24 protein-coding genes are annotated in these 24,282 nt (G+C 59.4%); 18 read left to right on the top strand and 6 right to left on the bottom strand.

Annotated elements, in window-relative coordinates; all coding sequences use genetic code 11:
* Nucleotides 1-57 precede the first annotated feature (57 nt).
* Nucleotides 58-2,340 (top strand): putative bifunctional diguanylate cyclase/phosphodiesterase, encoded by a 2,283-nt coding sequence (locus F2P67_RS13500; protein ID WP_166220956.1) that lies wholly within the window; start codon nucleotides 58-60, stop codon nucleotides 2,338-2,340.
* Here F2P67_RS13500 and F2P67_RS13495 read toward each other — a convergent pair.
* Nucleotides 2,231-3,127: an NAD(P)-dependent oxidoreductase gene (locus tag F2P67_RS13495; RefSeq protein ID WP_166220955.1), complete on the bottom strand. Its 897-nt coding sequence runs from the start codon at nucleotides 3,125-3,127 to the stop codon at nucleotides 2,231-2,233. The two genes, F2P67_RS13500 and F2P67_RS13495, sit on opposite strands and share 110 nt — an antisense overlap.
* 196 nt (nucleotides 3,128-3,323) lie before the next feature.
* Here F2P67_RS13495 and F2P67_RS13490 point away from each other — a divergent pair, with 196 nt between their 5' ends.
* Nucleotides 3,324-5,522: a hypothetical protein gene (locus tag F2P67_RS13490; RefSeq protein ID WP_166220954.1), complete on the top strand. Its 2,199-nt coding sequence runs from the start codon at nucleotides 3,324-3,326 to the stop codon at nucleotides 5,520-5,522.
* A gap of 281 nt (nucleotides 5,523-5,803) precedes the next feature.
* Here F2P67_RS13490 and F2P67_RS13485 read toward each other — a convergent pair whose 3' ends face one another.
* A complete protein-coding gene (locus F2P67_RS13485; RefSeq protein ID WP_166220953.1) occupies nucleotides 5,804-6,124 on the bottom strand; it encodes a DUF2288 domain-containing protein in 321 nt (106 codons plus the stop codon).
* A gap of 352 nt (nucleotides 6,125-6,476) precedes the next feature.
* Between F2P67_RS13485 and F2P67_RS13480 the strand changes: the two genes are divergently transcribed.
* The 9 genes from F2P67_RS13480 (at nucleotide 6,477) to F2P67_RS13440 (ending at nucleotide 14,229) form a co-directional block, all read left to right on the top strand.
* Complete coding sequence (locus F2P67_RS13480) at nucleotides 6,477-7,604, top strand: branched-chain amino acid ABC transporter substrate-binding protein (protein ID WP_166220952.1); 1,128 nt, start codon at nucleotides 6,477-6,479, stop codon at nucleotides 7,602-7,604.
* A 230-nt stretch (nucleotides 7,605-7,834) separates the two neighbouring features.
* Nucleotides 7,835-8,758 carry a high-affinity branched-chain amino acid ABC transporter permease LivH gene (livH, locus tag F2P67_RS13475; RefSeq protein WP_166220951.1) on the top strand — a complete coding sequence of 308 codons (924 nt, stop codon included), beginning with the start codon at nucleotides 7,835-7,837 and terminating at the stop codon, nucleotides 8,756-8,758.
* Complete coding sequence (locus tag F2P67_RS13470; RefSeq protein WP_166220950.1) at nucleotides 8,755-10,011, top strand: high-affinity branched-chain amino acid ABC transporter permease LivM; 1,257 nt, start codon at nucleotides 8,755-8,757, stop codon at nucleotides 10,009-10,011. Before livH ends, F2P67_RS13470 begins: the two co-directional genes overlap by 4 nt.
* A complete protein-coding gene (gene livG, locus F2P67_RS13465) occupies nucleotides 10,008-10,775 on the top strand; it encodes a high-affinity branched-chain amino acid ABC transporter ATP-binding protein LivG (protein ID WP_007918535.1) in 768 nt (255 codons plus the stop codon). The genes F2P67_RS13470 and livG overlap by 4 nt, the downstream gene beginning before the upstream one ends.
* Nucleotides 10,776-11,477 carry an ABC transporter ATP-binding protein gene (locus F2P67_RS13460; RefSeq protein ID WP_003222380.1) on the top strand — a complete coding sequence of 234 codons (702 nt, stop codon included), beginning with the start codon at nucleotides 10,776-10,778 and terminating at the stop codon, nucleotides 11,475-11,477. It abuts the gene before it with no gap.
* Nucleotides 11,478-11,782: 305 nt separating this feature from the next.
* A complete protein-coding gene (locus tag F2P67_RS13455) occupies nucleotides 11,783-12,088 on the top strand; it encodes a BufA1 family periplasmic bufferin-type metallophore (RefSeq protein WP_166220949.1) in 306 nt (101 codons plus the stop codon).
* A 25-nt stretch (nucleotides 12,089-12,113) separates the two neighbouring features.
* Entirely contained in the window at nucleotides 12,114-13,001 is an 888-nt protein-coding gene (gene bufB, locus F2P67_RS13450; protein WP_166220948.1) for an MNIO family bufferin maturase, read from the top strand.
* Complete coding sequence (locus tag F2P67_RS13445) at nucleotides 12,998-13,759, top strand: HvfC/BufC N-terminal domain-containing protein (protein WP_166220947.1); 762 nt, start codon at nucleotides 12,998-13,000, stop codon at nucleotides 13,757-13,759. The genes bufB and F2P67_RS13445 overlap by 4 nt, the downstream gene beginning before the upstream one ends.
* Nucleotides 13,756-14,229, top strand: a complete 474-nt coding sequence (locus F2P67_RS13440) for a DoxX family protein (RefSeq protein WP_166220946.1) — start codon at nucleotides 13,756-13,758, stop codon at nucleotides 14,227-14,229. The genes F2P67_RS13445 and F2P67_RS13440 overlap by 4 nt, the downstream gene beginning before the upstream one ends.
* On the opposite strand, the gene F2P67_RS13435 is transcribed toward F2P67_RS13440, so the two are convergent.
* Entirely contained in the window at nucleotides 14,220-15,134 is a 915-nt protein-coding gene (locus tag F2P67_RS13435; RefSeq protein ID WP_166220945.1) for a LysR family transcriptional regulator, read from the bottom strand. The two genes, F2P67_RS13440 and F2P67_RS13435, sit on opposite strands and share 10 nt — an antisense overlap.
* A 105-nt stretch (nucleotides 15,135-15,239) precedes the next feature.
* Between F2P67_RS13435 and F2P67_RS13430 the strand changes: the two genes are divergently transcribed.
* The 3 genes from F2P67_RS13430 (at nucleotide 15,240) to F2P67_RS13420 (ending at nucleotide 18,263) form a co-directional block, all read left to right on the top strand.
* The gene (locus F2P67_RS13430) at nucleotides 15,240-15,839 is read left to right on the top strand and encodes a short chain dehydrogenase (RefSeq protein WP_166220944.1); all 600 of its coding nucleotides are present in this window, start codon (nucleotides 15,240-15,242) and stop codon (nucleotides 15,837-15,839) included.
* 59 nt (nucleotides 15,840-15,898) lie between these two features.
* Nucleotides 15,899-16,552 carry a COG3650 family protein gene (locus F2P67_RS13425; protein ID WP_166220943.1) on the top strand — a complete coding sequence of 218 codons (654 nt, stop codon included), beginning with the start codon at nucleotides 15,899-15,901 and terminating at the stop codon, nucleotides 16,550-16,552.
* A 97-nt stretch (nucleotides 16,553-16,649) separates the two neighbouring features.
* A complete protein-coding gene (locus F2P67_RS13420) occupies nucleotides 16,650-18,263 on the top strand; it encodes an NAD(P)/FAD-dependent oxidoreductase (RefSeq protein ID WP_166220942.1) in 1,614 nt (537 codons plus the stop codon).
* Nucleotides 18,264-18,400: 137 nt separating this feature from the next.
* On the opposite strand, the gene F2P67_RS13415 is transcribed toward F2P67_RS13420, so the two are convergent.
* The gene (locus F2P67_RS13415; protein WP_166220941.1) at nucleotides 18,401-19,495 is read right to left on the bottom strand and encodes a PLP-dependent cysteine synthase family protein; all 1,095 of its coding nucleotides are present in this window, start codon (nucleotides 19,493-19,495) and stop codon (nucleotides 18,401-18,403) included.
* A gap of 250 nt (nucleotides 19,496-19,745) precedes the next feature.
* On the opposite strand from F2P67_RS13415, the gene nhaA reads away from it, so the two are divergent.
* From nhaA to F2P67_RS13400, 3 genes are all read left to right on the top strand, one after another.
* A complete protein-coding gene (gene nhaA / locus F2P67_RS13410; RefSeq protein WP_166220940.1) occupies nucleotides 19,746-20,936 on the top strand; it encodes a Na+/H+ antiporter NhaA in 1,191 nt (396 codons plus the stop codon).
* A 234-nt stretch (nucleotides 20,937-21,170) separates the two neighbouring features.
* The gene (locus F2P67_RS13405; protein ID WP_166220939.1) at nucleotides 21,171-22,397 is read left to right on the top strand and encodes an S-type pyocin domain-containing protein; all 1,227 of its coding nucleotides are present in this window, start codon (nucleotides 21,171-21,173) and stop codon (nucleotides 22,395-22,397) included.
* A 5-nt stretch (nucleotides 22,398-22,402) separates the two neighbouring features.
* On the top strand, nucleotides 22,403-22,660 hold the full coding sequence (locus tag F2P67_RS13400) for a colicin E3-like toxin immunity protein (RefSeq protein ID WP_425511023.1): 258 nt from the start codon (nucleotides 22,403-22,405) through the stop codon (nucleotides 22,658-22,660).
* Between the two features lie 70 nt (nucleotides 22,661-22,730).
* Here the strand turns inward: F2P67_RS13400 and F2P67_RS13395 are convergent, their stop codons facing one another.
* Nucleotides 22,731-23,195 (bottom strand): outer membrane lipoprotein, encoded by a 465-nt coding sequence (locus tag F2P67_RS13395; protein WP_007969461.1) that lies wholly within the window; start codon nucleotides 23,193-23,195, stop codon nucleotides 22,731-22,733.
* Nucleotides 23,196-23,371: 176 nt separating this feature from the next.
* Here F2P67_RS13395 and F2P67_RS13390 point away from each other — a divergent pair, with 176 nt between their 5' ends.
* Nucleotides 23,372-23,608: a hypothetical protein gene (locus F2P67_RS13390; RefSeq protein WP_166220937.1), complete on the top strand. Its 237-nt coding sequence runs from the start codon at nucleotides 23,372-23,374 to the stop codon at nucleotides 23,606-23,608.
* Nucleotides 23,609-23,613: 5 nt separating this feature from the next.
* Here the strand turns inward: F2P67_RS13390 and pdxH are convergent, their stop codons facing one another.
* A complete protein-coding gene (gene pdxH, locus F2P67_RS13385; RefSeq protein WP_166220936.1) occupies nucleotides 23,614-24,261 on the bottom strand; it encodes a pyridoxamine 5'-phosphate oxidase in 648 nt (215 codons plus the stop codon).
* Nucleotides 24,262-24,282: the final 21 nt, after the last annotated feature.

Here is a 24,282-nt window from a genome sequence, read left to right as displayed (position 1 = left end):
CAGTCATTCGCCTGCGTTGATGACGCAGTAAGGACGACTTCAGAGACGGGGCATGCTATGGAGTGGCTTGGTTTGCAATTTGTTACCGAGCTGCCGCAGAGCGGGCAGGTCATTCTCGATTGCACACACAACCCCTTGCTGGTGCTGGTGGCCTATCTGGTCGCGTGCGCCGCGAGTTTCGCGACCCTCGACATGGCCGAACGCGTCGGCCACGCGGAAGATCCCGGCTCCCAGCGACTGTGGCGCTGGATCGGCGCGGCCTGTCTGGCGGGTGGCATCTGGGCCATGCATTTCATCAGCATGCTGGCTTTCCAGGCACCCATCGACATTCAGTACGACTTGCCGATCACTTTGTTCTCCCTGCTCATCGCCCTGCTCGCTTCATGGCTGGCCATGCACACGCTGAGCGAAGCACAACCGAGCCTGATGCATTACCTGAAAACCGCCATCGTGATCGGATTGGGCATTGCCGGCATGCATTACGTCGGCATGGCCGCGATGCGCTCAAGCGCCACCGCGTATTACCAACAGAGCCTGTTTGTGTTGTCGATCGTGGTTGCCATCGGCGCGAGTTTCGCCGCGCTGTGGGTCGCCGGTTACCTGCGCGAAGGCAGCGGCGTGTTTCATCAGGTACTCAAATACACGGCTGCGCTGATCCTCGGGGCGGGCATCATCAGCATGCATTTCATCGGCATGGCCGCGCTGCGTCTGGTATTGCCGGAAGACAGCGTGCCCTCCCTGGCCGCACAAAACGGCCATATGCAACTGGGCCTGACGGTGGCGCTGATCACCTTGTTGATCCTCGGCAGCGCAATCAGCGCGGCGCTGGCCGACAAAAAGCTGCAGAACAAGGAACACGACCTGCGTCGGGTCAACGCCCTGCTCAGCCAGCTCGATCAGGCGCGCATGTCATTGCAACAAGTGGCCAATTACGACGCCCTGACCAACCTGATCAATCGCCGTGGCTTCAACCAGATTTTCGCCGAGAAGCTCAACCAGAAAGCCAGCGAGGGCGGCATGCTCGCGGTGATGTTCCTCGACATCGACCACTTCAAACGCATCAACGACAGCCTTGGCCACGACGCCGGCGATGCGCTGCTCAAGGTCATCGCCGACCACATCAAGGGCTCGGTGCGCAGCCACGAAGACGTGGTCGCACGTTTCGGCGGCGACGAGTTCTGCATTCTGATCGGCCTGCATGACCGCGAAGAAGCCCGCAACATGGCCCAGCGCATCATGCTCAAGATGAAAGAGCCGATCGAACTGGCCGGCCGGCGCATGGTGATGACCACCAGCATCGGCATCAGCCTGTTCCCCGAGGACGGCACCACCTGCGAGGAACTGCTCAAGCACGCCGATCTGGCGCTGTATCAATCCAAGGGCGCCGGGCGCAACGGCCTGCATTTCTTCAATTCCAATCTGAAAAACCGTGCGTCCCTCGAACTGCAACTCGAAGAGGAGCTGCGTCATTCGTTGCGCGAAGAAAACGGCTTGATGCTGTACTACCAGCCGATCTTCGAACTGAAAACCGGTCGGGTCACCAAGCTCGAAGCGTTGATTCGCTGGCAACATCCACTGCACGGATTGCTGACACCGGATCGCTTTATCGGCATCGCCGAAAACAACGGTCTGATCGCCGAGCTGGACAATTGGGTGCTGCGCCGCGCCTGCAAGGATCTCGGCGAACTGTCGCGCCATGGCTGCGAGGAGCTGAAAATCGCCTGGAACTGCTCGCCGCTGAACCTTGCCCGGGAAGAACTCGCCAACGAGATCGAAAGTGCCCTGCGCACTGCCGGCGTCGCCCCGGAGCGCCTGGAGCTGGAAGTGACCGAGAACGCGCTGATGGGCAACATCGCCAATACCCTGGTGCTGTTGCGGCAGATCCGCGCCCTCGGCGTGTCATTGTCGATCGACGACTTTGGCACCGGTTATTCGTCGCTGGCCTACCTCAAACGCCTGCCACTCAACACGTTGAAAATCGACCGCTCGTTCATCCTCGACATTCCCAAAGCCACGGCGGACATGGAGATCGTCCAGGCCATCATCGTCATGGCGCACACCCTGCATTTGCAGGTGGTCACCGAAGGCGTGGAAAGCCTGGAGCAGTACGAGTTTCTTGAGCGCTCGGGCTGTGACTTCATTCAGGGTTACCTGCTCAGCCGCCCGGTGCCGTTGGACGAACTACGCCCGGTGCTGGAAGAAATCAATCAGCGCAAACATTCCCACGCGGTCAATCCGTTGAGTCTGGCGCGCGGTACATTTGCACCAGTGTTGCTGGATCCTTCGCCAAAAAGCCCTGCGCCCCATGCAGGCGCATCAATTGTGCGGCCAATCCGCTGATTGGCGTTGCCGAGCCTTGTTCGCGGGAGAATTTCACCGCCGTGTCGAGATCCTTGAGCAGCGTGCGCACGTGCCATTTGATCGGTTCGAAACGGCTTTCGGCCATTTGCGGCGCAAGAATCTGCAACGGTTTCGAATCGGCAAAACCGCCGGCCAGCGCTTCGGCAATGAGGCTGGCATCGACCCCGGCCTGCTCGGCCAGCGCCACCACTTCGGCAATCACCAGCGCGTTGCAGGCGACGATCATCTGATTGCAGGCCTTGGTTACCTGGCCGGCGCCGACGCCGCCCATGTGCGTGACGCGCTGACCGAGGGTGAGCAACACCGGACGTACGCGCTCAAGATCCCCTGCCGTACCACCGACCATGATCGCCAGACTGCCAGCCTCGGCGCCGACCACGCCGCCGGAGACCGGTGAATCGAGCCAGGCCATGCCAACCTTGTCCGCCAGTTGCGCTGCCATCTCGCGGGTCGCCGTCGGTTCCAGGCTGGAAAAATCCACCAGCAACTGACCGCGCTTCGCACCTTCGACGACACCGGCCGGGCCAAACACCACCTCGCACACCACTGCCGTATCGGCCAGGCACAACATCACCACGTCGGCGTGTTCGCACAACTGCGCAGGACTCGCCACCTGCCGCGCGCCAGCCTCGACCAGTGGTGCGCACTTGGACGGGTTGCGATTCCACACGGTCAGCGGGTAGCCGGCGGCCAGCAGACGACGACACATCGGCAGGCCCATCAGACCGATTCCGGCAAACCCCAACGAAGGTAGCGTTGACATCATTTAGCCTCTTTTTGATTAAAGATCGCCGAATAATGGCCGATTCATCAACGATCAGGAAAGGATTCCCCCGAGCGACAGTCAGGCCAAGTCCCTGACGCCCGGGCCAAATTCGCGCAAAAAAGACGCGAGATCTTATTCCGTGAGGTTCGCAGGCAACAGGTCCGCGAACCAACCCAGTCCAGGTAGATGGCGCACAATGACTTCTAAAAACAATTCCGCCACTGCGGTATCCGATCTGACGCTAAGTCCTGCCGCCAACAGCCCGTCTCCCTCCAAGTCATCGCCGCCGTCGCGACCGCTGGGCACTCAGCAATACCTGTACTTCACCGAAACCAATACCGACCGCATCCTCGACAACCTCGACGGCCTGCGTGATCTGGTGTTCCCGCGCCCGCTGCACCTGGAAGGCGACAACGAACAGCACAACGATCAGGAATTCCCGTCGGTGTGCCTGATCGGCCTCGGCCGCTGCGGCTCCAACATCGCCCTCGACGTGGCGGAGCTGGTGTACAACGCGCGCAAGTTCTACCTCAACGAATTCAACAACGAAGACCGCGCGACGGATCGGCGTCTGGCCGACAAGGGCTACAGCCCGGCCCAGTGGATCAAGCAAAACCTGCGGATCGGCCCGAACAAGTCGACCAAACCGGTGTTCCTCGTTGAACCACTGGTGATGCTCGGCGACCTCGACAAAGACATCGCCGGGCGCATCCGTTTCTCGCGCAAGGGCGAGAAAAGCGGCTTCCTGCGCGACTACAGCAAAATGAAGATCATGGACTTGTCCGAAGTCCACGCCGGTGGTGCCGGTAACGCGCCGATCCTCGGCCAGTACCTGGCAAAGATCATCCTCAACAAGGACACCCAGCGTTTCTCCAGCCCTGACTGGAAAATGATCCACTCGTACCTGATCGACAGCTGCGGCATCAAGGCCAACCAGTCGCGCCTGTATTTCTCGATCTTCAGTGCCGGCGGCGGTACCGGTTCGGGCATGGCTTCGGAGTTTGGCCTGGCTCAGCAGCACTCGTACATGAACAAGACGTTCGACACCAAACCGATGGACGAGCACGACGGCAAGAGCGGTCACTCGTTCGTCTTCGAGCCGATTTTCACCAGTGGCATCTGCGTGCTGCCGAACATTTCCGACCACCGCAGCGAAATGTCTGAGGCGCTGCACATCAACGCCGGTCGCCTGCTGTGCAAATACCTCTCGGAAGAATGGGATTTCTCTTACAACTTCGCCAACGAGGACAGCAGCGAAGCCAGCGTCATGGGCCGTATCCGCCCATGGAACGCAATGATGCTGATCTCCAACGACATCATGCGTTACGCCGAAGAGAGCGATGACGGCAACATCCAGAACATTGATGTCAATGCGATGGAGAAGCACGCCAACCAGTACATCTCGCAGCAGATCTTCAACATTCTGACTGCACAGGCAGTGACGACCGACTACGACCAGAACTATTTCCGTCGCGCCGGCATCGACATCGGCGAAACCATTCGCCTGGATGCCAACGACCTGTTCATGAGTCTGGCCGGCCCGGTGGCAATTGCCTACGCCGAATCGGTGGTGCCGGAAACGCCACCGCCGAGCAGCGACAAATTCAAGGTGTTCGACAAAGAGCCACAGCGCCTGAACATCGACGACCTGTTCTTCCGCTCCATCGACCTGCCGCACTTCAACAAAGTCACTCAGGCGATTGAAGGCATCAGCCTGCTGCCGATCGAGTCCAAGCGCTACAAGGCCTCGCTTGAGCAGTACAAGAATTCCGGTTATGACGCAGCAGCGCTGCACGACCTGCACTTCTTCAAGAATTGCTCGTCGGTGGTCTCGATCGTTTCGCTGCCGAAAGACTACAAGCTGTCGTACATGGACCTTAACCGGTTGAAGACCCACCTCAACAGCCTGTTCCCCAACACCACGCTCAAGCGTTACGCGCTGGTGATCGGTGCTTCGGCCAACCTGTCGCTGACCACCCTGATCGCCAAGAGCCCGTGCCTGTCGGACGACTTCCTGACGTTGATCGTGGCGTTCATCAAGCGCTGCTTCGCGAAGAACCCGTACCGTTTTGACGAGACGCTGGATAACTCGATCCTCGATTTCATCATCAACGAGGAGTTCGACGAAGACCGCATTGATGACCTGCTCAACGAATTCGAGAACCCGGCGAAGATCCTCGACACCAACTGGTACGCGATCAAACCGATGTACGAGAAGAAGTACCGCGAGCTGATCAACGACAAAGAGAAGTTTGTCTCGATCAACGACATTCGCCTGTCGCGCGATTGCGTGAAGAAGTCGATCAAATACCTGCGCGAAATCTATCGTCACCGCATTGGCAAGACCAAGGTTATTTCTCTGAATAACCATACTGGCAAATCGTTCTCGGTCTGATCGAAGACCGCGTCGCGGCCATCGCGAGCAGGCTCACTCCTACAATTGGAATGCGTTCCCCTGTAGGAGTGAACCTGCTCGCGATGAGGCCCATGAATTTCACCGAAAAATCCGGCACATCCAATATCCAGAAACAATTAAGCAGCCCGCAGGCTGCTCAATAAACTGTTCCCGTTACGTTTACGTCACCGTGATGCCACCCTCGCTTGTGGCATTTCTCTACGGCAACATGCCATCACGCTACTCGCCTACACACTTTCCGCTGATGACCGGTCGCACCATCACGGTGCGAGCTCAGCAGCGGCCGCCCTTTCCTGGATCAAAATCCACGGACTCACCACCACCGCCCACAGCTGCGGATCGCGTTCGAAAATATCCAGCGCCCGCGTTTCAGACAGCTTGGCGACCTTGTCTTCGGCCAGCCAGGCAGCGACTTTCTCGCCCTCATCCGACGCCACGGCCTCGGCGGCGGCGATCAAATCCAGCGCAGGGTCGACCCACAATAGGGCACCCTTGGCGAAGAACGGCTCCAGCTCTTTCCAGGTAATAGATGCGGTCTCGCCGAGCAGCTTGGCATAGAGGGTGCTAGGTTCTTGATTCATGGGAACTGTCCGGAAAAGAAATCGACGCGAATGATAACGTCGGTGGTCCGCCAGAAAAACCCGGTTGCAAATAGCTGAACCGAACGAAAAGAGCAGGAACGCCAAGGAATGCTGCTGATTGGGATATATGCCCACGAACGCCCCGCCGCAATTCTGTCTTTTTCATTCAAAAATGCGACACCCCCAAGTTTTGCCCCTCGGCGCCTGCTTCCCAGGCCAACAACCGGCGCTCTACACTGTACCGGTACAGTTGCCGGGGGCATTTCCGGAGGGTATCGCAAAGATATCTGACCCGGTTCTGCTGCTACGGCGCCAGAACTCAAAAAAATTACAACAGTAAGAGTGGAGCACTATGACTAAGGCTACTAAGCAGATTTCCAAACTGTTTGCCGCTATGGTTCTGGCCGGGGTTGCCAGCCATTCGTTCGCAGCTGACACCATCAAAATCGGTATCGCCGGTCCTAAAACCGGTCCAGTAGCCCAATACGGCGACATGCAGTTCAGTGGCGCGAAAATGGCCATCGAGCAAATCAACGCCAAGGGCGGCGTCGACGGCAAAAAACTTGAAGCCGTTGAATACGATGACGCTTGCGATCCGAAACAAGCGGTAGCCGTAGCGAACAAGGTCGTCAACGACGGCGTCAAGTTCGTGGTCGGTCACCTGTGCTCCAGCTCCACTCAGCCTGCTTCGGACATCTACGAAGACGAAGGCGTAATCATGATCACCCCGGCTGCCACCAGCCCGGACATCACCGCCCGTGGTTACAAAATGGTCTTCCGCACCATCGGTCTGGACAGCGCCCAGGGCCCTGCCGCCGGTAACTACATCGCCGATCACGTGAAGCCGAAAATCGTTGCTGTCCTGCACGACAAGCAGCAATACGGTGAAGGCATCGCCACCGCCGTTAAAGCCACCCTCGAGAAGAAAGGCACCAAGGTTGCCGTGTTCGAAGGCATCAACGCCGGCGACAAGGACTTCTCCTCGATCATCGCCAAACTCAAGCAAGCCAACGTCGACTTCGTTTACTACGGCGGCTACCACCCGGAGCTGGGCCTGATCCTGCGTCAGTCCGCTGAAAAAGGCCTGAAAGCCAAGTTCATGGGGCCGGAAGGCGTGGGCAACGACTCCATTTCGCAGATCGCCAAAGACGCTTCCGAAGGTCTGCTGGTGACCCTGCCGAAATCCTTCGACCAGGATCCGGCCAACGTCGCCCTGGCTGATGCATTCAAGGCGAAGAAAGAAGACCCGAGCGGTCCTTTCGTGTTCCCGGCCTACTCCGCTGTTGAAGTCATCGCCGAAGGTATCAAGGCCGCCAAGTCTGAAGATGCTGCCAAAGTGGCTGAAGCCATTCACGCCGGCACCTTCAAAACCCCGACTGGTGACCTGAGCTTCGACGCCAAGGGTGACCTGAAGGACTTCAAATTTGTGGTTTACGAGTGGCACTTCGGCAAACCGAAAACTGAAGTTTCGCCTCAGTAAGGCGTTGCCTGACTGACTGCCAATAAAGCCCACGGCGTGCCGTGGGCTTTGTTTTACGAATGTATGGGCCGCGCTGGCGTGATCCGCCAGTCTCCCCACCTGAAAATCTCAAAACCGTCATCAGCGGTTCGCTGGCAAAACCCGGATTCGAAGTGGATAAAGATCCACGGGGCCGGGCGGGAAAATGACTCCACCAGTGAAATGCGTATCAGGTTTTTAGGAGCGTTGTAATGCCTGACCTCTATCACTTCTTCCAGCAGCTGGTTAATGGTCTGACCATTGGCAGCACGTATGCCCTGATTGCCATCGGCTATACGATGGTTTACGGCATCATTGGAATGATCAACTTCGCCCACGGCGAGGTGTACATGATCGGTTCCTACGTGGCGTTCATCGCCATCGCCGGGCTGGCCATGATGGGAATCGACAACGTCCCGCTGTTGATGACCGCAGCCTTCATCGCGAGCATCGTCGTGACAAGTTCATACGGTTACAGCATCGAACGGATCGCCTACCGCCCCCTGCGCGGCAGCAACCGTCTGATCCCGCTGATTTCCGCCATCGGTATGTCGATCTTCCTGCAGAACACGGTTCTGCTGGCGCAAGACTCCAAGGACAAATCCATCCCCAACCTGATCCCCGGCAACTTCTCCATCGGGCCAGGTGGCGCACATGAAGTGCTGATTTCCTACATGCAAATCGTGGTGTTCGTGGTGACCCTGGTCGCCATGCTCGGCCTGACGCTGTTCATCTCCCGCTCTCGCCTGGGTCGCGCCTGCCGCGCCTGTGCCGAAGACATCAAGATGGCCAACCTGCTCGGCATCAACACCAACAACATCATCGCCCTGACCTTCGTCATTGGTGCTGCGCTGGCGGCAGTTGCCGCTGTACTGCTGAGCATGCAATACGGCGTGATCAACCCGAACGCCGGTTTCCTCGTCGGCCTCAAAGCCTTCACCGCTGCGGTACTCGGCGGCATCGGCAGCATCCCCGGCGCCATGCTCGGCGGGCTGGTGCTTGGGGTGGCGGAAGCCTTTGGTGCCGATATCTTCGGTGACCAGTACAAGGACGTCGTGGCATTCGGCTTGTTGGTTCTGGTGCTGTTGTTCCGTCCGACCGGCATTCTGGGCCGTCCGGAGGTTGAGAAAGTATGACTAGGAATCTTAAACAGGCACTGTTCAGTGCGCTCTTGGTTTGGGCAGTTGCGTATCCTGTGCTCGGACTGAAACTGACCATCGTCGGCATCAATCTGGAAGTGCACAACACCAGCCCGGCCATCCTGGCGACCATCGCCATCTGCTCGGTGCTGATGTTCCTGCGGGTGCTGTTCAATCAGCAGATCAGCAAGGCGTGGAAATCCTCACCGGGCATGCCGCTGATCCCGGCCAAGGCCAGCAACTTCCTGACCCTGCCGACCACGCAACGCTACTTCATCATTGCACTGATCATCGGTGCCCTGGTGTGGCCGTTCTTCGGCTCGCGTGGTGCGGTGGACATCGCAACGCTGATCCTGATTTACGTGATGCTCGGCCTCGGTCTGAACATCGTGGTCGGTCTGGCCGGTCTGCTCGACCTCGGTTACGTCGGCTTCTACGCCGTCGGCGCCTACAGCTACGCGCTGCTGTCGCACTACTACGGCCTGAGCTTTTGGATCTGCCTGCCGATTGCCGGCCTGATGGCGGCGACGTTCGGCTTCCTGCTGGGCTTCCCGGTATTGCGTCTGCGCGGTGACTATCTGGCAATCGTGACCCTCGGCTTCGGCGAGATCATCCGTCTGTTCCTGCGTAACCTGACCGATATCACCGGTGGCCCGAACGGCATCAGCAACATCGAGAAACCGACGTTCTTCGGCCTGACCTTCGAACGTAAAGCGGCGGAAGGTCTGCAGACGTTCCACGAATACTTCGGCCTCGAATACAACTCGATCAACAAGGTGATTTTCCTTTACCTGGTCGCGTTGCTGCTGGCGCTGGCGGCATTGTTCATCATCAACCGCCTGCTGCGCATGCCGATCGGCCGTGCGTGGGAAGCGCTGCGTGAAGATGAAATCGCCTGCCGTGCACTGGGCCTGAATCCGACCGTGATCAAGCTGTCGGCATTCACCCTGGGCGCGAGCTTCGCCGGTTTCGCCGGTAGCTTCTTTGCCGCCCGTCAGGGTCTGGTAACCCCGGAATCGTTCACCTTCATCGAGTCGGCGATCATCCTCGCCATCGTCGTGCTGGGTGGCATGGGTTCACAACTGGGCGTGATTCTCGCGGCCGTGGTGATGATCCTGTTGCCGGAAATGATGCGTGAGTTCAGCGAGTACCGCATGTTGATGTTCGGTGCCCTGATGGTGTTGATGATGATCTGGCGTCCACAAGGTCTGCTGCCGATGCAACGCCCACACATGGAGTTGCGAAAATGAGCCGCGAGATCCTTAAAGTCGAAAACCTGAGCATGCGCTTCGGCGGCTTGCTGGCGGTCAACGGTGTGGCCCTGACCGTTAAGGAAAAGCAGGTGGTTGCCCTGATCGGCCCGAACGGCGCCGGCAAGACCACCGTGTTCAACTGCCTGACCGGTTTCTATCAGCCAACGGGCGGCAGCATCCTGCTGGACGGCGAGCCGATTCAAGGCCTGCCGGGCCACAAGATCGCCCTCAAAGGCGTGGTGCGAACCTTCCAGAACGTGCGTTTGTTCAAGGACATGACGGCGGTCGAGAACCTGTTGATCGCCCAGCACCGTCACTTGAACACAAACTTCCTGTCCGGCCTGTTCAAGACCCCGGCGTTCCGTAAAAGCGAGCGCGAGGCCATGGAATTTGCCGAGTACTGGCTGGAAAAGGTCAACCTCAAGGAGTTCGCCAACCGCACCGCCGGCACCCTGGCTTACGGTCAGCAACGGCGTCTGGAAATCGCTCGCTGCATGATGACCCGTCCGCGGATCCTCATGCTCGACGAACCGGCCGCCGGTCTGAACCCGAAGGAAACCGAAGACCTCAAGGCGCTGATCAGCGTGCTGCGTGAAGAGCACAACGTCACCGTGTTGCTGATCGAGCACGACATGAAACTGGTCATGAGCATTTCCGACCACATCGTCGTGATCAACCAGGGCACGCCCCTGGCCGACGGCACGCCGGAACAGATCCGCGACAATCCTGAAGTGATCAAAGCCTACCTGGGGGAAGCGTAAATGCTGCAGTTCGAAAACGTTTCCACCTTCTACGGCAAGATCCAGGCCCTGCACAGTGTCAACGTCGAAGTCCGTCAGGGCGAAATCGTGACCCTGATCGGCGCCAACGGTGCCGGCAAGTCCACGTTGCTGATGACGCTCTGCGGTTCACCGCAGGCGCACAGCGGCAGCATCCGTTACATGGGTGAGGAACTGGTCGGCCAGGACTCGTCGCAGATCATGCGCAAAAGCATCGCTGTGGTGCCGGAAGGTCGGCGGGTGTTCGCCCGTCTGACCGTTGAAGAAAACCTGTCCATGGGCGGATTCTTCACCGACAAGGGCGACTATCAGGAGCAAATGGACAAGGTTCTCGGCCTGTTCCCGCGCCTGAAAGAACGCTTCAACCAGCGCGGCGGCACCATGTCCGGCGGCGAACAGCAAATGCTCGCCATCGGCCGTGCGCTGATGAGCAAGCCCAAACTGCTGTTGCTCGACGAGCCGTCGCTGGGCCTGGCACCGATCATCATCCAGCAGATCTTCGACATCATCGAACAGCTGCGCAAGGACGGCGTGACGGTGTTCCTGGTCGAGCAGAACGCCAACCAGGCGCTGAAAATCGCTGACCGCGCGTACGTTCTCGAGAACGGCCGCGTGGTCATGCAAGGCACCGGTGAAGCCCTGCTGACCGACCCGAAAGTACGCGAGGCGTACCTCGGCGGTTGATGAGTTTCGCTTAATAAAAAAACGGCCCTCGGGCCGTTTTTTTGTGCCTGCCCAAAACCTCAAACCCACCAAAAATCCACTGTAGGAGTGCGCCTGATCGCGATGGCGCTGTGTCAGACGCCGGTAATGTTGAATGACACGACGCCTTCGCGAGCAGGCTCATTCCTACATGGGGAGGCTTGTGCCAGGAAAAATTCTGGAAAAGATTCAAGCCCCGCTGTAACGCATCGCCATGAGCTTTCTCTAGAGGGGTAAGCAAGCGCAAAAGCGCTTGTAAAAACCCTGACCAAGACTGGAGAAACATCATGACTGCTACCACCCGCACCCTGTCCGCCACCGCCCTGGTTCTGGCCCTCGGTTCCGCGCTGAGCATGGCCGCTGTCTCCACCGCCCACGCTGCTGACGCCGACATGGAAAAATGCTTCGGCGTGGCCATGAAAGGTCACAACGATTGCGCCGCAGGCGCAGGCACCACGTGTGCCGGCACCGCCAAAATGGATTACCAGCCGAACGCTTGGAAACTCGTTCCAAAAGGCACCTGCGCCACCACCGAAAGCAAGACTTCGCCGACCGGTTTCGGTCAGATGGAAGCCTTCAAAGCCAAGTCCTGATCGACGGTCTGCCTGAGTGACGATCATGTTCTCATCCCGCGAACCTGTCCTCCCCTGCACTCAGGCAGCCCCTGGCGGGCTGCCGCCCAGTGCGGGGCTGGGGCTCAAGACCGAACACTTTGGTGAAGTGCTCGATACTCGCCCGGACATCGGTTTCTTCGAAGTCCACGCCGAAAACTACATGGTGGCCGGCGGCCCGTTTCATCATTTTCTCGGTTTGATCCGCGCGCAGTATCCGCTGTCGTTGCACGGCGTCGGTTTGTCCATCGGCGCTGAAGGGCCGCTGAATGTTGACCATCTGCAACGCCTCAAAGCACTGATCGAACGCTATCAACCGCAATCCTTTTCCGAACATCTGGCCTGGTCGAGCCACGGCCCGGTGTTCCTCAATGACTTGCTGCCATTGGCCTATGACACACCGACACTCAATCGCGTCTGCGAGCATATCGACCAGGTGCAGAACAGCCTCAAGCGACCCATGCTGCTGGAGAATCCCGCCACCTATCTGGGCTTCGAACGCTCAACCTTCGATGAGCCGGACTTCATTGCCGAGGTGATCCGCCGCAGCGGCTGCGGCTTGCTGCTCGACGTCAACAACGTCTACGTGTCATGCATCAATCATCAACGCGACCCGCTGGCCTATCTCGATGCCTTGCCCCTGCAGGCAGTTGCCGAGATTCACCTGGCGGGGTTTGCCGAAGACGCCGACAGCCTGGGCGACCGCTTGCTGATCGACGATCACGGTGCGCCGATCGATCAAGCGGTCTGGGCCTTGTACCGGCAAGCGCTGCAGCGCACCGGGCCGATGGCGACGCTGATCGAACGCGACAATCAGGTACCGGTCTTCGATGTGTTGCTGGCCGAGGCGCGACAGGCTGATGAAATCCTGCTTGGCGCAGGAGGTCGCTCATGAGCACGCAAGCCGCTTTCGCCGCCGCGCTCCTCGATGTCCGACTGCCCTGCCCCGAGGGTTTGTGCAGCGCCAACGGTGCCGATCCCGCCAGCCGTTTCGCGGTATATCGAAACAACGTGCAGAGCTCGCTGATCAACGCTCTAGCCGACAGCTACCCCGTCGTCACGCAACTGGTCGGCATCGAGTTTTTTCATGCCATGGCGGCCATTTTCATCCAGAACCAGCCACCGCTGAGTCCGTTGCTCAGTGGCTACGGCGAAGGGCTGGCGACTTTCATTGAAGCTTTCGAACCGGCGTCCAGCGTGCCGTATCTCGCCGACGTGGCGCGTCTAGAGCGCCTGCGCACCCTCGCCTACCACGCCGCAGACGTACCGCCTGTGCGTCCGGAGCAGATCACCGCCGCACTCGCCGCTCCGCACACCCTGGACGAATTGCAGATCGAGTTTCATCCGTCCCTGCAGTTGTTCGATTCCGCTTATGCCGTCGTTGCCATCTGGGCCGCGCACCAACAGGACGCAACGCTGGCCGGCATCGATGTGAACCTCGCGCAGCACGCGCTGGTGCTGCGCAATGGCCTGGAGGTTGAGGTATTTGCCCTTGAGCGCAATGCCCGCGACTTCATCCGCGATCTCATCGACGGCCGGTCACTGCTGTCAGCCGCCGAACACAGTTCACCGTTCGATCTCAGCCAGACACTTGCGCTGTTGATCAGCCGCAACGTCATCACTCACTTGCACAACAACAAGGTATCGCCATGAACAACCTCATCACTCGCGCCATTACGCTGCTGGAGAGGATTCCCCAGAGCCTGATCGCCTTCATTGCGCGTTTCTCGATTGCCGCGGTGTTCTGGAAGTCCGGGCAAACCAAGGTCGAGGGGCTGGCCATCGACCTGATCGACGGCACCTTTCAACTCGGCTGGCCGCATTTGGCCGACTCGACCATTCCGCTGTTCAAGAGCGAATACCACGTGCCGCTGCTTTCACCGGAAGTCGCCGCCCATTTGGCTGCCTTCGCCGAACATTTCTTCCCTGTGCTGATTCTGATCGGCTTCGCAACACGGTTTTCGGCACTGGCGTTGCTGGGCATGACCCTGACCATTCAGATATTCGTCTACCCGGACGCCTACCCGACCCACGGCACCTGGGCGGCGGTGTTGCTGTACCTGATGGTGACCGGGCCGGGCAAGGTGTCGATCGATCATCTGATTGCCAGACGCTATCGCTGAAGCCGGTCCAACGCTTCGCCGCTGCGTTTGAACCACCCCATCATGTAGTCCGCCAGCACTTGCGTACGTTTCGGCAAACCGCCCTGATACGGATGTACCAGGTACATCGGCATGCGCCGGGTCTGATAATCACGCAGAAGCCAGCGCAATCGGCCGTCAGCCAGTTCCGCTTGCAGTAAATAGGACGGCAGACGGGCGATGCCGGCCCCGCTCAGCGCGGCTTTCTTGAGCAAGCTGTAGTGATTGCTGGCGAACGGCCCTGATACCCGCACCCGCAGCAATTCGTGTTGCTGGTGATACAGCCATTCTTCGCGACCGCTGTAGTGGCTGTTGAGCAAACAACGGTGATCGGCCAACGCTTGCGGAGTCAGCGGCTCACCGAAGCGTTCGAGATAGGCCGTGCTGGCGCAGGTCATTTCCTGCCAGGCCAGCAACGGCTTGGCCACCAGTCGCTCGTCATTCGCCACTTCACTGCGGATCGCCAGATCGAAGCCATCCCGGGACAGATCGCGGTAACTGTTGTTCAGCTCCAGTTCGATCTGCACCTCGGGGTACTGCTGCGAAAACTCCAGCAGCAGTCCGTCAAAGAAGGTTTCGCCCAACGACACCGGCACCGTCATCCGCACCGGGCCGGCCATGTCGTCCTTCAGCCGCGCCAGTGCCTGCCGCGCTCTTTCAACCTGAACGACCAGCGCCTGAGCTTGCGGTAACAACGCGGCGCCCGCAGCGGTCAGGCTCAAACGCCGGGTGGTGCGCTGCAACAACACCACGCAGAAACGCGCCTCCAACTGGCTGATGCGCTTGGACAACTGGCCCTTGCTGCAACCCAGCTGCTGCGCCGCCAGGGTGAAACTGCCCGCTTCGATCAACACCGCAAACGCTGCCAGATCATCCATTTCGCTCATGGATTGTTTCCATTTGAAAACCAAAGGTTGCCCATTAGCACGCTTATCCAAAGAAAAAACCACTCTAGACTGAAACCTCGTTCAATTCACTTGAGGCACAGCACGATGAAAATTCTGTTGATCGGCGCAGGCGGCACCATCGGTTCGGCCGTGGACAAAGAACTGTCGCAACGCCACGAAGTCATTCGTATCGGCCGCAACAGCGGTGATTACCGCGTGGATATCAGCGACAGCGCATCCATCCGCAAGCTGTTCGAGCAGACAGGAAAATTCGATGCACTGGTGTGCGCCGCCGGTAACGTGACCTTCGCGCCGCTGGGCGAGATGAGCGAAGAAAGTTTTGCCCTCGGTCTCAAAGACAAACTGATGGGCCAGGTCAATCTGCTGCTGATCGGTCGCGAGTTCGCCAACGATGGCGCCTCGTTTACGTTCACCACTGGCGTGCTCAGCCACGACCCGATCCGCAGCGGCGCCTCGGCTGCGCTGGTCAACGGCGCTCTCGACAGCTTTGTGCGTGCGGCCGCCATCGAACTGCCGCGCGGTTTGCGGGTGAACTCAATCAGCCCGACCGTTCTGCTCGAAGCCATGGGCAGCTACGCCCCGTACTTCCGTGGCTACAAGCCGGTTCCGGCAGCGGATGTGGCGCTGGCCTACGCGAAAAGTGTCGAAGGCTTGCAAACCGGCCAGACGTTTCACGTCGGCTAAGCCCTTGTGATGAGCGGTCAGCCTGCGTAACGTGGCGGCACTTGTCTGGAGAGCCGAAGATGCGTGTTGCCCGTTCCTTGATCGTTGTTGCCCTGCTCCCGTTGTTTGCCGCGTGCCAGTTATTTGATGGCGCGCGGGAAAGCGCCTCCCACGTCGGCCAGACTCGGATGCAGGGGCAACTGACCGCCGCCGACGGCAAACTGGTGTTTCAGCCGTGTCAGGAACAACGTCAGTTGGTGGTCAATGACATCGGCGGCACCAGCGTCCTGCAAGAGGCTGCCACCCTCGCCGACGAGCAGGGCAAACTGTTCGCCGATGTGCGCGGCAAGGTTGCCGGCGACCGCCTCGACCTGTCGCAGTTGTATCGCGTCGAACGCTCCGGCACTGCCTGTGACGATCCGAACTTCAAACAGCTGATCCTGCGTGCCGCCGGTCATGGCCCGGAATGGAACGTCAAGGTCAGCGGCAAAGGCATGGTCATCGACCGCGAAGGCCAGCCGCCGCTTGCCGTGCCGTATGTTGAAGAACAACTGGGCGACGGTCGCTTCAACCTCAGCAGCGAAGCCAATAACCAGCGCATCGAGCTGTGGGTGGCGCCGCAGCGCTGCGTCGACAGCAGCACCGGCAGCGTGCAACACATGAGCGCCGAACTGCGCATCGACGGCAAGGTGCAGCGTGGCTGCGGGTATTTCGGCGGATCGCGCAACGACTGAGCGTTTTAGCCTCACCGGATCCGGCCTTTGCGGCTTATAATCCCGGCCTTCAAACGCCTTGGCGCAGTTGTGCGCCCCGCGAACCCGGATCCTCGCCATGTTACGAATCACTGAACTCAAGCTGCCAATCGACCATCCCGAAGAAGACCTGCGCGTTGCCATCGTGCAGCGCCTGGGCATCGCCAGCGATGATTTGCTCGATTACACCTTGTTCAAGCGCAGCTACGACGCGCGCAAAAAGTCCTCCGAACTGTGCTTCATCTACACCATCGACCTCAACGTACGCGACGAGGCCAAGGTGTTGGGCAAGTTCGCCGACGACCGTAACGTCAACGTGGCGCCGGATGTCAGCTACAAGTTCGTCGGCCAGGCGCCAAGCGACCTGAGCCAGCGTCCGATCGTCGTCGGTTTCGGCCCGTGCGGAATCTTCGCCGGCCTGCTGCTGGCACAGATGGGCTTCAAGCCGATCATCCTCGAACGCGGCACCGAAGTCCGTCAGCGCACCAAGGACACCTGGGGTCTGTGGCGAAAAAGCGTGCTCAACCCCGAGTCCAACGTGCAGTTCGGCGAAGGCGGCGCGGGGACGTTCTCCGACGGTAAGCTGTACAGCCAGATCAAGGATCCCAAGTTCCTCGGCCGCAAAGTCCTGCACGAGTTCGTCAAGGCCGGCGCGCCGGAGGAAATCCTCTACGTCAGCAAACCGCACATCGGTACGTTCCGTCTGACCGGCATGGTCGAGACCATGCGCGAAGAGATCCGCGCCCTGGGCGGTGAAGTACGCTTCCAGGAACGCGTCAGCGACGTGCTGATCGAAGACGGCCAACTGGTCGGCGTGCAACTGGCCAGCGGCGAAACCCTGCATTCGAAGCACGTGGTTCTGGCCCTCGGCCACAGTGCCCGTGACACCTTCCGCATGCTCCACGGCCGTGGCGTGTTCATGGAAGCCAAGCCGTTCTCGGTGGGGTTCCGTATCGAACACCCGCAATCGCTGATCGACCGTGCACGGCTGGGCAAATACGCCGGTCACCCGAAACTCGGTGCTGCCGACTACAAACTGGTGCACCACGCCAAGAATGGCCGCTCGGTCTACAGCTTCTGCATGTGCCCGGGCGGCACCGTGGTCGCGGCGACTTCCGAGCCGAATCGCGTGGTCACCAACGGCATGAGCCAGTACTCGCGTAACGAGCGCAACGCCAACTCCGGTATCGTCGTCGGCATCACCCCGGAAGTCGATTATCCGGGTGGCCCGCTGGCCGGCATCGAGTTGCAGGAACGTCTGGAATCCCACGCGTTCATCCTCGGCGGCAGCGATTACAAGGCGCCGGCGCAACTGGTCGGCGACTTTATCAACGATATTCCTTCGACCGAACTGGGTGAAGTCGAGCCGTCGTACAAACCGGGCGTGGCGTTGGGCGACCTGTCCCTGGCACTGCCGGACTTCGCCATCGAGGCGATCCGCGAAGCGTTGCCGGCATTCGAGAAGCAGATTCGCGGTTATTCACTGCACGACGCAGTGTTGACCGGGATCGAGACGCGCACCTCGTCGCCGCTGCGCATCACGCGGAACGAGTCGTTGCAGAGCATGAACGTGAAGGGGCTGTTCCCGGCCGGTGAAGGCGCGGGTTACGCAGGCGGGATTCTGTCGGCGGGTGTTGACGGGATTCGTATTGCTGAAGCCGTCGCGCGCGACATCCTCGGTCTGGAAGCCTGATCAGTTAAATCTGCAACAATGCAAATCCCTTGTGGGAGCGGGATTGCTTGCGAAAGCGTCAGGTCAGTCGACATCTTCGTTGACTGACACACCGCTTTCGCGAGCAAGCCCGCTCCCACTTTGGTTTTTGCGTTATTTCAGATATTGGCGCGCAGCACCGAAGCAGGCAGCGCCTCGCCGCGTTCGGCACTCGCCGCTACCGCAGCAATCAACTCTTCCAGCTCATACCCCTGCGCCTTCAACCAGGCCTGATCGTAATAGGTGTCTGCATAGCGCTCGCCGCCATCGCACAGAATCGCCACGATCGACCCCGACTCCCCCGCCGCTTTCATCTGTTGCGCCGCCATCAATGCGCCGATCAGATTGGTGCCGCTCGACCCGCCGACATGCCGGCCCAGGCGCTGCGCCAGATAATGCATGGCCGCCAGCGACAAGGCGTCCGGCACCTTGACCATCGCATCGATCACCTTGGGCAGGAACGAGGCTTCCACCCGAGGCCGGCCAATCCCCTCAATTCGCGAACCGCAATCCAGACGCAGACTCGCATCGCCGGTCTGGTAGTAATCAAAGAACACCGAACGCTCGGCATCGGCGCACAACACGCGGGTGCAGTGCTGGCGATAACGCACGTAACGGCCAAGGGTCGCGGTGGTGCCGCCGGTGCCGGGGCTGGAAATCAGCCAGCTCGGCTCGGGATGCTGTTCGTAACGCATCTGCTGGAAGATCGACTCGGCGATGTTGTTGTTCGCCCGCCAGTCGGTGGCACGTTCGGCGTAAGTGAACTGATCGATGAAGTGGCCGTCGTGTTCGCGAGCCAGACGCTCGGATTCAGCGTAGATCTGCGTCGGATCTTTCACCAGATGACTCTTGCCACCATAAAACTCGATCTGGGCGATCTTCTCCCGGGAAGTGGTCGCCGGCATTACCGCAATGAAGGGCAGGCCGAGCATGCGCGCGAAATAGGCTTCGGAAATCGCCGTAGAACCGCTGGACGCCTCGATCACCGGCGCCCCAGGCTTGAGCCAGCCGTTACACAACGCGTAGAGGAACAACGAACGGGCCAGCCGATGCTTGAGGCTGCCGGTCGGGTGGCTGGACTCATCCTTGAAGTACAGCTCGATGCCCGGGAAACCCGGCAGCGGCAAAGGAATCAGATGGGTGTCGGCGCTGCGCTGAAAGTCCGCTTCGATGAGACGGATGGCTTCACGGGCCCACTGTCGGTTGTCACTCATGGTGTTGGTTCTCGTTGAGTCAGGCAGGGTTCGGCCTGCGCAAAAGGCGTGTACGTCAGCTTAGGAAAATTCCTGCAGCGCGCAAAGATACAGCTGAGTCCCAATGTGTCAGCTAACTGCTAGGCTCAGCGTGGCTTGAGCCAGACACCTTGTAACGACATATAACAAAAAAGAATATAACTTTTGTTTTAACAACTAACAGTACGGGTTAGGGTGTTCCACCTTTTTGACGATTCGATGGAGAGCGACCTTGCCTCTGCGTAGCACTTTCACGCGTTTCTTTCAGTTGGAAGCTGCCAGCGGTCTGTTATTGATCGCCGCAGCCATCCTGGCTCTGATTATCAACAATTCGCCACTGTCGTGGCTGTACACCGGCCTGCTCGACACCCCGGTGGTCGCGCAGATCGGTGCGTTGAAAATCGCTAAACCCCTGCTGTTGTGGATCAACGACGGCCTCATGGCGCTGTTCTTCCTGCTCATCGGTCTGGAAGTGAAGCGCGAGGTGCTCGACGGGCAACTGTCGAAGCCGTCGCAGATAGTCCTGCCCGGCGCAGCGGCCATCGGCGGCATGCTGGTGCCAGCGTTGATCTATTGGTTCCTCAACCGCGACAACCCGGCAGCCCTCGACGGCTGGGCGATTCCGACCGCTACCGACATCGCCTTCGCCCTCGGCGTGCTGGCCCTGCTGGGCAAGCGTGTGCCGGTGTCACTGAAGCTGTTCCTGATGACCCTGGCAATCATCGACGACCTCGGCGCCATCGTGATCATCGCGATCTTCTACTCCGGCGAACTCTCGACCCTGTCGCTGGGCCTCGCGGCCGCGTGCATCGCCGCACTGGTAGCGATGAACCGGCTCGGCGTCGTCAAGCTCGGGCCATACATGATCATCGGTTTGATCCTGTGGGTCTGCGTACTCAAGAGCGGTGTCCATGCGACGCTGGCCGGCGTGACCCTGGCCTTCTGCATCCCGCTGCGCACGAAAAACGCCGAGCCTTCGCCGCTGCTGACGCTGGAACACGCCCTGCACCCATGGGTGGCCTACGGCATCCTGCCGCTGTTCGCCTTCGCCAATGCCGGCCTGTCGCTGAGCGGGGTCACCGTCGAAAGCTTCACTCATGACGTTCCGATGGGCATCGCGGTTGGCCTGCTGCTGGGCAAAACAGTCGGCGTGTTCGGCCTGACCTGGCTGGCCGTGAAAATCGGCATCGCCGCCCTGCCCCAGGGCGCCAATTGGGGCCAGGTACTGGGCGTGGCCATCCTCTGCGGCATCGGCTTCACCATGAGCCTGTTCGTCGGTTCGCTGGCGTTTGAACCGGGCGTAAGCGACTACGCCGGCATGGATCGAATGGGCATTCTGACCGGATCGTTGTTCGCCGCGTTGATCGGTTATGCGGTGACGGCGGCGGCGAGTCGACGCAACCCATTACCGAATCCTGCGTAGAACACCTGTGGCGAGGGGATTTATCCCCGTTGGGCTGCGAAGCGGCCCCAAAAAAGGGACTGCTGCGCAGTCCAACGGGGATAAATCCCCTCGCCACACATACCCCCACGCTCATAAACAGCGACCAATCTCCACTTCTTTAGAGAAGCGTCCTACAGCCACAAATTTCCTGCTTCGTTAACGTTGCTCAGCCCTTTGCGAAGGGCTGTCGACGGATGAACGAAAGGACGATCAGTGGCTGGCAACAAGGACATTCCCCGGGTTCCCAACCCACCGCAAGGCGACGGCCACCACGTCACCTATCGCTATATGACGGCCACTGAACTGGCCGAACGTGAGGCCAGACAAAACGCATATGACGCTATGCTGGCGCGGCAGGACGCCTTTGAGCGTGGCCGCGAAGTGGTCGTCAACAGGCCTGAAGCGGTACGTGCCGGATGTACGTTCGCCAAGTCCTGCAAACTGCCCGACGCCATCATTGATTACGCCAATCCTTCCGGGATGGTGCCGACTGACAGCCTGAAGGATTACGGCGAACTGATCCTGCTGGGTGCGCGTGAAACCGATGAAAACGGCGGCCTGCCACTCAAGAAAATCGGCGCAGCGGCAGTTCCCACCGGGCTGGGAACCTTCGCCTTGGCCGGCGCCGCGTTCGAGGCACTACCCGCCATTGCCGCCGGCACAGCTGCCGCCACCCTGGCCGGGTTGGTGGCACTGGTCATACCTTCCAGCCTCGGCGACAGCGCCCTCTACACCGACGACCAACTCCGCGCCCTCAAACAGGCCCGCACTCGCGTACGCCTGCGCATCGAGCAACAGGCCGACGGCAGCCTCAAAGGCTATGGCTTCTACACCGGAAAGAACCGTGACTGGGAGATGGTCGATGTCGTGCAGTTCTCCACGCGCGGCAGCCAGTTCATTGCTGATCTGGGTGAAGGCATCGAACTGATCTGGACGCCCGCCGTGGATGGCACCGACATCCTTGGCATTCCTGCACTGGAGGCCGCTCCGCAGACGCCGCATATCTGGGTGTACCCGCCGACGAAAGCGGCAGACGGGATTCTGGTGAATCCGGTTTATCCGCCGGAGTATCGGGATTTCATTTTGGTGTTTCCGGCGGATTCGGGAGTAAAACCGGTTTACATTGTGCTCAACACAGCACGCAAAGGCTTGGCGCCTTCTGGCCATAGCTACCATAAACCGCCAAAAGCAGAGGAAATTACTGCGTTTCCCGGTCTGAAAAAGGTACAGAAAATGAATCCCGTCCAAGGAGGAGGCGGACTTCGGGAGCGGTGGAAAGATGCAAAGGGCAGGAGAATTTATGAGTGGGACTCGATGCACGGAGAGCTGGAAGTTTACCGTGCCAGTGACGGAACTCATCTAGGCGCGTTCGACCCTTTTACAGGAGAGCGACGCGAGGCCCCGAAAGATGAAAGAAGCATCAAAAAAAAATATTTGTGAGGGTGATGATGGGATTAAAACTGAGACTGGAGTGGTACGACAAAAAAACCTGTCTTTGCGAGGACGAAGAGTATTCAAAGGATTTAGGCGATGATGAAACCGTATTGAACGCCTTGGGTATACCGGTAGAAAACAACATAAATAATGGCGGCTTCAACGTGTTAGAAAAGTGGACGCCTATCATTCAACCTTACTTTCAACACAATATTTCCCTCATGAGTTACGACTATCAAATTTCGTTTGACTACAGCGATGTCTGGTAACTGACACCTGTAATCAAAAAAAACCCCGACCAGCTAGCCTGATCGGGGTTTTCTTTACCCTGTATTCCGCTTAGTGCGAAACGCGGCTAGTCCCGCCAACAGTGGAGATGCGCACGCGCTCGCCAACACGGAACACTTCATTCTCCTGAACCTGCTGCACGTAGGCGCGCATGCTGCCGTCGTCTTCGCGTACGGTGATTTCCACGCCTTGAGTACGGGTCAGGCCTTCTTCGGTGGCCGAGCCGATCAGACCACCGGCCACAGCACCGATGACCGCAGCTACGATGCTGCCTTTACCACCGCCGATGGCGCTGCCGCCGACACCGCCGACCACTGCGCCTGCAGCGCCGCCAATCGGAGTTTTGGTGCCTTCGATTTTCACCGGACGCAGGGATTCGATGGTGCCCATGCGAATCGTCTGCACGCGACGCGCTTCGTCACGGGAGTAAGAGTCACCGGTCAGGCTCGATTGGCAGCCGGTAAGCAACATCGCCATCGTGGAAAAGGAAGCAACCAGCAGAACAGACTTACGCATAGCATCAACTCCAAAGAAACATATATTCATTAAACTCCGTGGCTTGATGCCTGTCACGACACCGCCCGGATAAATTGGCTTTCATTCAGGCGCGGTACAGACACCTGCGTTACCTGAGATAGCCACTACAGTAGCGCCAAATTACCGATTCTGCGCCACGGACACCAAGGATTTTCATGGATTACTTCATCATCGTCGTCACCACTGTCGCCGGTTTGTACTTCCACGGGTGGCTGTACGTGCGGATCAAACGCTGGATGGATCGCGACCTGGCGTTGTCGCTCGCCGGCAAGGATGAAGGCAAGCGCACCTTCATGCTTGAACAGTTGGCGAAAGCTCAGGCGCAAAAAATCAAGCGCCGGGATCTGCCGAAGTGGCTGGAGGCCGCTGCGGCAGGCTATCCCGCTCGGTAGACTGCTCAGGGTGCCAGTCGTTCAAGAATCCAGTCGGCGCCCTGCAAGCGGTAGTTGAGCCGATCGTGCAGACGGCTCGGACGCCCCTGCCAGAATTCGATGCGCTCCGGCAGCAAGCGATAACCGCCCCAGTGTTGCGGGCAATCTGGCTGGGAATCGGTGAAACGCTGTTCGGTTGCCTTGAGCAGGTCTTCCAGCTCTCCGCGTCCATTGATCACGCGGCTCTGCGGTGATGCCCAGGCGCCAAGGCGACTGCCCAGTGGACGCACCTGATAATACGCGTTGGACTCTTCAGGCGTGACCTTCACCACCCGCCCCTCGATGCGCACCTGACGCTCCAGCGTTGGCCAAAAGAACGTCATGGCGGCAAACGGATTGGCCGCCAGATGCTGGCCCTTGGCGCTTTCGTAGTTGGTGAAGAAGGTGAAGCCCTGCTCGTCCAGGCCCTTGAGCAGCAGAATGCGGCAGTGCGGACGCCCGTCCGTATCGACCGTCGCCAGCGTCATTGCGTTGGCCTCCACCGGTGCCTGCTCGGTTTTCACCGCGTCGGCAAACCACTGGTGAAACAGCGCAAACGGCTCGGCCGGGGCTTGCGCCTCGGTCAAACCATCCCGGGTGTAATCACGACGCATATCTGCCAGAGCCTGGGTCATGGCGCATTCCTTTTCGTTAGC

The sequence above is a fragment of the Pseudomonas atagonensis genome (assembly GCF_011369485.1).
Taxonomy (GTDB): domain Bacteria; phylum Pseudomonadota; class Gammaproteobacteria; order Pseudomonadales; family Pseudomonadaceae; genus Aquipseudomonas; species Aquipseudomonas atagonensis.
The sequence above is the reverse complement of the archived record's forward strand: the minus strand, read 5'-3'. Positions and strand labels throughout refer to the sequence as shown.